Genomic DNA, 8386 nt, shown 5'->3' on the forward strand with positions numbered 1-8386 from the left:
TGTCGTCGGGGGACAGCAGCAGCCCGCGGCAGCCCGGGCACCACTGCCGGGGCTGCCAGGACACGGGCCAGCGGTGTCCGCAGCGGACGCAGATCTGGTAGGCGGCCATCAACAGATCTTCGCCGAGGCGTCGCCGTCGTGCCCGAGATCCCGTTCGCCGGCCTCGCGCACGTCGAGCAGCACGACCTCGGGACCGATCGGCGGCACGTCGGCGACCGTGACGGTGGGCACGTCGGGGAAGCTCACACCGTCAATACTGGCACGCCGCTGCGGCGCATGCAGCGACCACCGGGGATCCCGCCCACCCCATGGAGAAGGGCCGCCCGCCCGATTCGCCCCGTCCCGGCGGGGTCGTGTGAAAACGCCTCCGCCCGGGAGTTATCCACAGTTTCCACAGCTTCATCCACAGAGGGCTCAGTTTCCACAGCGGCACATCGCCTCACTCCGGGAACATTTCGGCGGTGAGCGGCCGGGCTGCTCGCGTCATTCGTTGCCCCACAGGCATCTTCTGCACCACCACCGCGCACGGTTCACGGCTTCCGGCGCACCGTCGGCGGCGAGTGCGCGCTTCGACGCAGACCGACGTGGTCTCCGGCGAACTGAAATGATCGACGGCATGGAACTACGGATCTTCACCGAACCTCAGCAGGGTGCCACCTACGACGACCTGCTCGCCGTCGCGCAGACGGCCGAACGGCTCGGCTACGGCGCCTTCTTCCGTTCCGACCACTATCTCGCGATGAACTCCGCCGGCCTGCCCGGCCCGACGGACGCCTGGATCACGCTGGCCGGCCTGGCCCGGGAGACCTCCACGATCCGGCTGGGCACCCTGGTGACCTCCGCGACGTTCCGCCACCCCGGCCCCCTCGCGATCACCGTCGCCCAGGTCGATGCCATGAGCGGCGGCCGGGTCGACTTCGGGCTCGGGGCAGGCTGGTACGAGGAGGAGCACCTCGCCTACGGCATCCCCTTCCCGTCGCTGAAGGAGCGCTTCGACAAGTTCGAGGAGTCGCTCGCCGTGATCACCGGGCTGTGGCAGACGCCGGTCGGGGAGACCTTCTCGTACGAGGGTGCGCACCACCGCATCGTCGATTCACCGGCGCTGCCCAAGCCGCACCAGCGCTCCGGTCCGCCGATCGTGATCGGCGGCGGGGGCAAGCGCCGTACTCCGGCCCTCGCGGCCCGGTACGCGGACGAATTCAACATCCCGTTCCAGTCGGTGGAGGCCACCGCGGCCCAGTTCGCCCGCGTGCAGGACGCGTGCCGCGCGGCCGGCCGCGACCCTTCCGAGCTGACGTACTCGAACGCGCTCGTGCTGTGCTGCGGTAGCGACGAGGCGGAGATCGCCCGCCGCGCCGCCCGGATCGGGCGCGAGGTGGACGAGCTGCGGGAGAACGGTCTCGCCGGCACGCCCGCCGAGGTGGTCGACAAGATCGCCCGCTACGCCGAGGCCGGGTCGCAGCGCATCTACCTGCAGGTGCTGGATCTGGCCGACCTCGACCACCTCGAACTGGTGGCGCGGGAGGTCATGCCGGAAGTGTGACGACGAGGCGCGGTCAGTGGCTGCTGGTGGAACCGAGGAAGGCCGCGATTTCGCGGCTCCATTCCCGGTTGCGGGTGCGATCCAGCCGCCACCGGCCGTAGCCGAACACCGCGGCGGCGAGCAGGGCCGCGGCGAACCAGAGCGAAAGCCCGACCAGGACCGAGGAGATCTTCGCGCTCGTCGCGCTCAGCGGTGCGAGCGCCTGTTCGCCGTTCGGATCGACCCAGATCTCCACGTCCGCGCCGGCGGGTGTGCCGTAGTCCACCGTGACGTCACCCCGGCGCTTCTCGTCGCCCCAGGCCCAGGTGGCGGGCGCGGACGCGGAGGCCACCATCGTGAGCTCGCCGGCAGTGGCGTCCGTGGTCTCGGCCGCAGCCTGCGTCTTCGCCGTCACGAGGGTGCGTTCGGCGGTCTGCTGCACGGCGAGGGCCGACTGGATGTCCCAGGTGCGGGCGCCGACCCAGCCGGCGAGGGGGATCGTCGCCAGGACCAGGAGCAGCACCGCCACGGCGAGTCGCGCCTCGGCACGGTCGGTGCGCCGGATCAGCGGGTGGCGGCCGCGCAGCCCCCGCCGCAGGACCCGCAGGTATCCGCTCGTGTTCCGCATCATCTCGGCCTCGATCCTCTCCCCCGTGACAACTCCCTCTTTCCAGAGTGATACGCACAGCTAACGACGGCAAGGCGTTCCGGCCAACGTCACACAACCCGGAAGTCGCCGATGCCGATCCGTTCGGGACCGAGCGCGGCGCGGGGCGTGGCGTCAGGCGCCGAGGCCGACCGGGCAGCTCACCCCGGTGGCGTGGACGGGGCAGTAGCCGTTCGGGTTCTTCGCCAGGTACTGCTGGTGGTAGTCCTCGGCGTAGTAGAACTGCGTGAGCGGCGCGATCTCGGTCGTCACGGCGCCGTAGCCGGCCGCGGCGAGCCGGGCGCCGAAGTTCTCGGCGGTGGCCTCGGCGATCTCGATCTGCCCCTCGTCGAACGTGTAGATCGCCGAGCGGTACTGGGTGCCGTGGTCGTTGCCCTGCCGCATGCCCTGCGTGGGGTCGTGGTTCTCCCAGAACTGCTTGAGGACGCCCTCGTAGGAGATCACCTTCGGATCGAACACGACCAGCACCACCTCGGTGTGCCCGGTCCGGCCCGAGCACACCTCCTCGTAGGTGGGATTCGGGGTGTATCCCCCGGCATATCCCGCGGCCGTGGAGTACACGCCCTCGAGCCCCCAGAACTCCTTCTCCGCACCCCAGAAACAGCCCATGCCGAGAACGGCGGTCTGCATCCCTTCGGGAAACGGCGGCATGATGCGGTGCCCGTTGACGTAATGGGTGTCGGGAACGGGCAGCGGCTCGGCGCGGCCGGGCAGCGCCTGCTCCTGCGTGACCATCACCGACTTCGAACCCGCACGGGCGAGGATGTCGTCGAACCAGGACATGCCTCGATGCTACGCGCGCGGCTTCTCCACGGGTTCCGTCTCGGCCGCCACCTGGGGCGACGGGCGTGGCGACAACCACCGGGCGGTGATCCAGCGGGCGGCCGGCACCTCGACGCCGCGGTAGAGCAGTTCGGCGACGGCCGCGCACACCACCACGAAGGCGAGCACGGCACCGGTGCGGCCGAGGTGGGCGACCGTGTTCTCGTACACCCGGTAGAGCACCAGCGTGTGCACCAGATAGATCGCGTAGCTGCGGGTGGCGGTCCAGTGCAGCACCCGCGAGCGGGCGAACCGGCCGTCGATGCGGGAGAGCAGGACCACGCACGCGGTGACCACGACGATGGTCCACAGGTAGCGGCTGCCGGCCCAGTAGACCTGGTAGTCGGTGGCCAGGTGCACCACCTGGACCTGGGCGAGCAGCGCGACGATCAGCCACCGCCGGGACGTCAGCCGCGCCCAGCCGAGGTACACGATCTGGCCGAGGAACACGGTCGGCATCGTGGCCGCGACCTTGGACAGGAACGGCACCGTGTACGGCTCGGGCAGGTACAGGTTGTACAGCAGCACCATCATGCACACCACGGCGCCGAGGACGGGCACCACGATGGGCCGGGTCCGCAGGAGCGGCCGGGCGGCGACGCAGTACAGATAGAACGTGATCTGCACGGCGAGGGTCCAGGTGACCCCGAGGACCGCGACCTCGGGCTTCAGGAAGAACCCGCCCAGGAAGAAGCTGAGCACGGCCTCGACGCCGGAGACGCCGGTCTGGCCGCTGAACATCCCGTTGATCCCGAGCCGCACCAGCAGGATCGCGGCGAGGATCGCAACCCAGAACGCCGGCAGCAGCCGCGCGCTGCGGGCGACGAGGAAGCGCCGCGGTTCGTCGCGGATCGCGGAGCGGGTGATGAGCAGCCCGGTCAGGGTCATGAACATCGCGACCCCGAGGAAGGACAGGTGCTGATTGAGGCCGGCGCCCTCGACGAGCACCCGGTACACGACGTCGATGACCCACCAGCCGGTGCCGAGGTCGTCGATGAGATAGAAGGAGATGTGCGAGTACAGCACCGCCAGGACGGCGACGGTGCGGAGCAGGTTCACACCGGGCAGGTCCACACGTGGCGCCGGGGCGTCGTGCGTCCCGTCGCTCGCGAGGGGCCGAAACACCCGACGATGTTAAGGGCCCGTTCACCCGCCGGCCGAATTGTCCGGCGTTTCCGCAGGTAGGTCGTCGGTCCCTTTTCGGACGCCGCCGCGACGCCCTCCGCCGCCACCGCCGCCCCGCACAACCGGCTGCGCGGGCGGTATTGCAGAGGGTGTACTTATGGGTTTGGGTGGAAACCCAGAAGTACTTGAAAATCACGCACGGGCCCCGCCGGGCCCGAAGAGAAGGGATCCTTCGTGGCTGAGTACACGCTTCCGGACCTGCCCTACGACTACGCCGCGCTCGAGCCGCACATCTCGGCGAAGATCATGGAGCTGCACCACAGCAAGCATCACGCGACCTACGTTGCCGGCGCCAACACCGCCCTCGAGAAGATGGCGGAGGCGCGGGAGAACGGCACGATGGCGGCGCAGGCCACCAAGCTGGAGAAGGACCTGGCCTTCCACCTCGGTGGCCACACCAACCACTCCGTCTTCTGGAAGAACCTGTCGCCGGAGGGTGGCGACAAGCCGGACGGCGAGCTCGGTGCCGCGATCGACGATGCGTTCGGTTCGTTCGACGCGTTCCGCGACCACTTCTCGGCGAACGCGAACTCGATCCAGGGCTCCGGCTGGTCCATCCTGGCCTGGGACTCCATCGGCCAGCGGCTGATCATCGTCCAGCTGTACGACCAGCAGGGCAACATCCCGATCGGCCTGACCCCGCTGCTCATGCTCGACATGTGGGAGCACGCCTTCTACCTGCAGTACCAGAACGTCAAGGCCGACTACGTCAAGGCCTTCTGGAACATCGTGAACTGGGCGGACGTGCAGGCCCGCTTCGACCGCGCCCGCACCCAGACCGCCGGTCTGCTGGTCTAGTCGCGTCGCACTTCGCGAAGGGGATGCCGGATTCCGGCATCCCCTTCGCGGGTTCCGGAGGGGCGCGCGACGGGGCTGGCACTCGGGGGCTCTTGTGTGCCAGCGGACGAAACGGTCATTCTTCACCTACCCAACGGCGTGTATCGGTCATCGACTGTCGTCACACCGAGGAGGTAGCGGGATGAGTGGGAACGAACAGATCGGCCTCGCCGCCTTCCACACCGGAGGATCCCTGCGGGGATTCGTGGTTTCGGGGCGGTGGCCGGAGAGCACGCGGGAATGGGCGCAGCTGCTCGCGGTGACGGTGCGGGTGGCGTCGCTGCCCGGCCTGCTGACCACGTCGACGGTGTTCGGGGTACGGGAGGAACTGCCCGACGACCCCGCGCCGGGCACGGTGGGCCTGGTGCTCGCGGAGGGTCCGGTGATCGGCGACGAGGCGGTGGAACCGGGCCGGTTCGCTGCGCACCAGCCGCCCGCCCTGATCATGCTGCACCCGCCGTCGGAGACGCGGCCGTCGCTGCCGGAGTGCACGGGCGCGGCGTCGGGGTGCGTGCTGCTGCCGGGGCTGCCGCACCTGGGCCTCGAGCACCGGGCCGCGTGGGTGGAGGCGGAGGCCGACGGGACGGTGACGTCGCTGGTCAGCCGGGTCGGAGTCGATCCCAACAGCGATCCCGACACCGCGGTTCTGGCCATGCTGCTCGCCGCCTGACCGGAACCCGCACCTCGAAGTTCGGGTTTCCAAACTTATTGCCGCCTTTGCCTTTTCGTGCAGCCCACGTTATGGTTGCCTAAGCGAAGGGGAGTAGCCCACAATCGCCCGGTCGACATACTGGCGTTCAGCCCGGCCCGGCGAACCGGATTCCGCACCGGTGGGCGAGACCTTCGGCCGCGACGCACCCGCGTCGCCCGGCCGGAGGAAGGTCCCCACCTCCTCCACACCGACACGCGAGGAGGAGGAACCCCCGGTATGTGGTCCGCCCTGGTCCTGAGTTTCGCCGTCGTGTTCGTCGCCGAACTCGGCGACAAGTCGCAGCTCATGGCGATGACGTTCGCCTTGCGCTACCGCTGGTGGGTGGTCCTGTCCGGCATCCTCGCGGCCACGACCGCGGTGCACCTCGTGTCCGTCGCCGTGGGCCACTACCTGGGCCTCGCGATCCCCACCTCGGCAATGGCGATCGTCGGCGGCCTGGCCTTCCTGTTCTTCGGCCTGTGGACGCTGCGCGGCGACTCCCTCGACGAGGACGAGCAGGGCAAGGCCGCCCGCGTCACCCGTTCGGCCTTCCTCGCCGTCCTGTCGGCCTTCTTCCTCGCCGAACTCGGCGACAAGACCATGCTCGCCACCATCGCCCTGGCCGCGGACAACGACTGGGCCGGCGTGTGGGTCGGCTCGACGATCGGCATGGTCGCCGCCGACGCGCTGGCCATCGTCGTCGGCGCCGTCCTCGGCAAGCACCTGCCCGAGAACGCGATCCGGCTGGCGGCGGCGGCGCTGTTCTTCGGGTTCGGCGCCTGGATGCTCGGCGAAGGCCTGGCCCCCGGCACGCCCGCCGGCCCGGTCGCGGGCGGGGTGACCCTCGCCGTCGCGCTCGCCGTCGTGACCGGCCGGGCGCTGCTGCGCCGCCGGACCGAGGTCGCACGGGTCCCCGTCGCCGTCGAGGAACCCGCCGAGCGGTAGAGCACCGCGCGGGTGCCTCCGCGTCCGCCTCCCCAAGAGTATGCTTGCCGATAGGCAAGTAAATGGAGGTGGGCATCACGACCGCACACGACCGCTTCGACGAGGAAGACGTCAACCGCCTGCGCGTGGCGCTCGGCCGCATCGCGCGCCGCGTCGACCGCCGCACCGCCGGCGCAGGTGGACTCACCCGGTCCCAGTTCTCGATCCTCGCCACCGTCGCCCGGCGCGAGACCGTCGGCGTGCGCGAGCTCGCCGAGATCGAGGGCCTCAATCCGACGATGCTCTCGCGGATGCTCGGCAAGCTCGAGGACGCCGGACTCCTGACCCGTTCCCCGGACCCGGACGACAAGCGCGTCGTCCGCGCCCACATCACCGAGGCCGGTGCCCGTACGTTCGCCGACCTGCGTCGCATGCGCACCGCAGTGTTCACCGAGCACCTCGCGGAACTGTCCCCCGAGCGGCTCCACGCCCTGCACGACGCCCTGCCGGCGCTCGAAGCGCTCGCCGAGCAGATGTGCCGTCGCTCCGCGGAGGAGCGCCGATGACCGTCCTCACCGACCTGCGCGGCCAGACCTTCGCCGCCTTCCGCGGCGCCAACTTCCGGCGCTACATCAGCGGCCAGGCGGTCTCCCTGATCGGCACGTGGATGCAGACGGTCGCCCAGTCGTGGCTGGTGCTCGAGCTCACCGGCTCCGGCACCGCGATCGGCCTCGTCCTGGCCCTGCAGACCGTGCCGATGCTGCTGCTCGGCCCCTACGGCGGGGTGGTCGCCGACCGCGTCGACAAGCGCCGGCTCATGATCGGCCTGCAGTCCGCGATGGGTGTGCAGGCCCTGATCCTGGGCCTGCTCACCGTCACCGGTGCCGTCCAGCTGTGGCACGTGTACGTCCTCGCCGTGGTGCTCGGACTCAACCAGTGCTTCGAGAACCCCGCCCGCCAGTCGTTCATGCTCGAACTCGTCGGACCGGAGGACCTGCGCAATGCCGTGAGCCTGCAGTCGGTGCTGGCGTCCGTCGCGCGCCTGATCGGCCCGGCCGTCGCGGGCCTGATCATCGCCGTCGGCGGTCTCGGCGTGTGCTTCCTGCTCAACGCGCTCAGCTTCGTCGCCGTCGTCGCCTCCCTGGCGAGCCTGGACCTGTCCCTGCTGCGCCCGTCGCCACCCGCCGCCCGCGCCCGCGGCCAGCTCCGCGAGGGGCTCGCGCACGTGCGGCAGACCCCGGCACTCGCGGTGCCGCTGCTGACGATGGCCCTGGTGGGCTGCCTGGCGTACGAGTTCCAGGTGGTGCTGCCCGTGGTCGCGCAGCAGACCTTCGGTGCCGGCGCCGAGACCTACGGCTTCCTCACCGCCGCGATGGGCGCCGGCGCCGTCGTGGGCGGGCTCGCCGTCGCCACGTGGGGTCGCACCGGCACGACCGCCGTGGTGGCCACCTCCGCGGTGTTCGGCGTGGTGCTGCTCGCGGCCGCGGTGGCGCCCACGCTCGAGCTCATGCTCGCCGCGATGGTGCTGGTCGGCGTCCTCAGCGTCGCGTTCACCGCCACCACCAACAGCTCCCTGCAGCTCGCCGCGGCCCCCGGCATGCGCGGGCGCGTGATGGCGCTGTTCGCGGTGGCCTTCCTCGGCTCCACCGCGATCGGCGGCCCGATCGCCGGGTGGGTCAGCGAACAGTGGGGCGGCCGGGCCGGACTGCTGCTCGGCGCCGCCGCGTGCCTCGTCGCC

At 70.5% G+C, this 8386-nt stretch carries 10 protein-coding genes and 1 pseudogene; 6 read left to right on the top strand and 5 right to left on the bottom strand.

Translation table 11 applies throughout. The annotated features are described in order from the left end of the window. Positions 1-109: pseudogene (locus CQZ88_RS30825) on the bottom strand (DUF4328 domain-containing protein); the annotation flags it as partial. Continuing rightward, positions 109-246, bottom strand: a complete 138-nt coding sequence (locus tag CQZ88_RS10710; protein ID WP_202916712.1) for a hypothetical protein — start codon at positions 244-246, stop codon at positions 109-111. The pseudogene CQZ88_RS30825 and the gene CQZ88_RS10710, both read right to left, overlap by 1 nt. Positions 247-616: 370 nt before the next feature. Here CQZ88_RS10710 and CQZ88_RS10715 point away from each other — a divergent pair, with 370 nt between their 5' ends. Then, positions 617-1543 (top strand): LLM class F420-dependent oxidoreductase, encoded by a 927-nt coding sequence (locus CQZ88_RS10715; RefSeq protein WP_029546935.1) that lies wholly within the window; start codon positions 617-619, stop codon positions 1541-1543. Positions 1544-1556: 13 nt separating this feature from the next. On the opposite strand, the gene CQZ88_RS10720 is transcribed toward CQZ88_RS10715, so the two are convergent. The 3 genes from CQZ88_RS10720 to CQZ88_RS10730 all read right to left on the bottom strand — a co-directional run bounded on the left by CQZ88_RS10720 (position 1557) and on the right by CQZ88_RS10730 (position 4085). Continuing rightward, positions 1557-2153, bottom strand: a complete 597-nt coding sequence (locus CQZ88_RS10720) for a hypothetical protein (protein ID WP_102799735.1) — start codon at positions 2151-2153, stop codon at positions 1557-1559. Between the two features lie 150 nt (positions 2154-2303). Continuing rightward, complete coding sequence (gene msrA / locus CQZ88_RS10725; RefSeq protein WP_006944650.1) at positions 2304-2972, bottom strand: peptide-methionine (S)-S-oxide reductase MsrA; 669 nt, start codon at positions 2970-2972, stop codon at positions 2304-2306. A 9-nt stretch (positions 2973-2981) separates the two neighbouring features. After that, positions 2982-4085: an acyltransferase gene (locus CQZ88_RS10730; protein WP_102799736.1), complete on the bottom strand. Its 1104-nt coding sequence runs from the start codon at positions 4083-4085 to the stop codon at positions 2982-2984. A gap of 285 nt (positions 4086-4370) precedes the next feature. Here CQZ88_RS10730 and CQZ88_RS10735 point away from each other — a divergent pair, with 285 nt between their 5' ends. From CQZ88_RS10735 to CQZ88_RS10755, 5 genes are all read left to right on the top strand, one after another. Next, a complete protein-coding gene (locus CQZ88_RS10735) occupies positions 4371-4994 on the top strand; it encodes a superoxide dismutase (protein ID WP_006944654.1) in 624 nt (207 codons plus the stop codon). Positions 4995-5175: 181 nt separating this feature from the next. Further along, a complete protein-coding gene (locus tag CQZ88_RS10740) occupies positions 5176-5703 on the top strand; it encodes a hypothetical protein (protein ID WP_006944656.1) in 528 nt (175 codons plus the stop codon). A 258-nt stretch (positions 5704-5961) separates the two neighbouring features. Beyond that, a complete protein-coding gene (locus CQZ88_RS10745) occupies positions 5962-6669 on the top strand; it encodes a TMEM165/GDT1 family protein (RefSeq protein ID WP_006944658.1) in 708 nt (235 codons plus the stop codon). Between the two features lie 125 nt (positions 6670-6794). Next, entirely contained in the window at positions 6795-7214 is a 420-nt protein-coding gene (locus tag CQZ88_RS10750) for a MarR family winged helix-turn-helix transcriptional regulator (protein WP_029546932.1), read from the top strand. Then, a partial coding sequence (locus tag CQZ88_RS10755; RefSeq protein WP_102799737.1) for an MFS transporter occupies positions 7211-8386 on the top strand: 1176 nt, incomplete at its 3' end. The genes CQZ88_RS10750 and CQZ88_RS10755, both read left to right, overlap by 4 nt.

Origin of the sequence: Rhodococcus sp. ENV425 (genome assembly GCF_002887785.1) — a bacterium.
Classification (GTDB): domain Bacteria; phylum Actinomycetota; class Actinomycetes; order Mycobacteriales; family Mycobacteriaceae; genus Rhodococcus; species Rhodococcus aetherivorans.

Bases quoted from the DNA above. Each gene is read 5' to 3' on its own strand.
- msrA (WP_006944650.1), bottom strand. From the start codon at position 2,972: ATGTCCTGGTTCGACGACATCCTCGCCCGTGCGGGTTCGAAGTCGGTG.
- CQZ88_RS10745 (WP_006944658.1), top strand. From the start codon at position 5,962: ATGTGGTCCGCCCTGGTCCTGAGTTTCGCCGTCGTGTTCGTCGCCGAA.
- CQZ88_RS10740 (WP_006944656.1), top strand. From the start codon at position 5,176: ATGAGTGGGAACGAACAGATCGGCCTCGCCGCCTTCCACACCGGAGGA.
- CQZ88_RS10715 (WP_029546935.1), top strand. From the start codon at position 617: ATGGAACTACGGATCTTCACCGAACCTCAGCAGGGTGCCACCTACGAC.
- CQZ88_RS10720 (WP_102799735.1), bottom strand. From the start codon at position 2,153: ATGATGCGGAACACGAGCGGATACCTGCGGGTCCTGCGGCGGGGGCTG.